General features: G+C 53.7%; 1 protein-coding gene. It reads right to left on the reverse strand.

What is annotated here, in order from left to right; all coding sequences use genetic code 11:
- Positions 1-376 precede the first annotated feature (376 nt).
- A partial coding sequence (locus HNR46_RS20565) for an RHS repeat-associated core domain-containing protein (RefSeq protein WP_184022593.1) occupies positions 377-1,127 on the reverse strand: 751 nt, incomplete at its 5' end.

A 1,127-nucleotide genomic window follows, 5' to 3' on the forward strand; every position in this document is an offset into this window, starting at 1 on the left:
ATCCATCATCGGCACCGGAAACGCAAGGCAGATATCGAGCGCCGATGGAACGGACGGACCGGAATTCCCACCAATTTAACTAAGTAGAACTAAAGTGCGAGGACTGACCCGACTGACGCCCTGCTGCCGGAAGTCTGGGCTGCGGCAAACCGTGGGAAGCACCCCGCCGCCGGCCCCCGCGCGCTCAAGCAAGCCGCCTGATCAAATCCACCCGAAACACGTCCACCGAAATCAAACGGCGCTCGCCCGGGGGCTTACGATTTTCGGGACCGGCTCCCATCAATTTATCCAAATAAGAACATTAACAATGCCGCGATGACCAAGAAAACAAACGCCGCCACAACATACCAAATCCCGTAGGGTGTTTGCATAATCGTCAAGGTGCAGCATAAATCAAGGCATAACACGGACACTTCGGCAGGGTCACAGCCTTCAAAAGGAAATAGGCCTGCGGATTTGACTTTGTGTTAAACGGCACTGGAGAAACCCCGGCTCCAACGCTTGCGCCTACCCAATTACCAAAAGGATCCCAAAACACCCCTAAACCAACGACCGCTCCGGGCCCTGCATCGGCCGTCCCACCATAAAACAGACCCTTCCAACTGTCGGCACCATTATCCTCTCCAATATTCACGGCTATAGACAAATTGGCGCTGAGTGAAATATCGATGCCGATTGGGAGGTTTTTGAACGCATTCTCTAGCGCCGCTAGCTGTGAAGGATCTTCTGGCCTGTAGTCGTCGATGACACCATCTCCGTCAACATCGACGATCGCTGGCAGGATTCCGTATAGCCCCAATTCGCACGTATCAGGGAAGAACACGAGTTGGATACCCCCATTAAATGATCCTAGGCCAGCAACAAGATTGGCAGACACATCGACCCCGTATGCTTTCGGAACCTCAAGACTTCCTAGTTTCAATGCTAGATCTTGGGGATTCTGCCCGAGCACATCAATCCGTCCCACGCTGTCGTTTTCCACGAACCCGTACAGGTTCACCCCACCCCGTTCCCCGATCGGATCCCTGGATGGCCACCTCCCTGTCACCGGGTCGTAATAACGGTAGCCGTAATAGTAGAGACCCGTCTCCTCATCCTGATATTTCGTCGAAAATCCGATGCTTGGT

The organism is Haloferula luteola, assembly GCF_014201715.1.
In the GTDB taxonomy this organism is placed as follows: Bacteria; Verrucomicrobiota; Verrucomicrobiia; order Verrucomicrobiales; family Akkermansiaceae; genus Haloferula; species Haloferula luteola.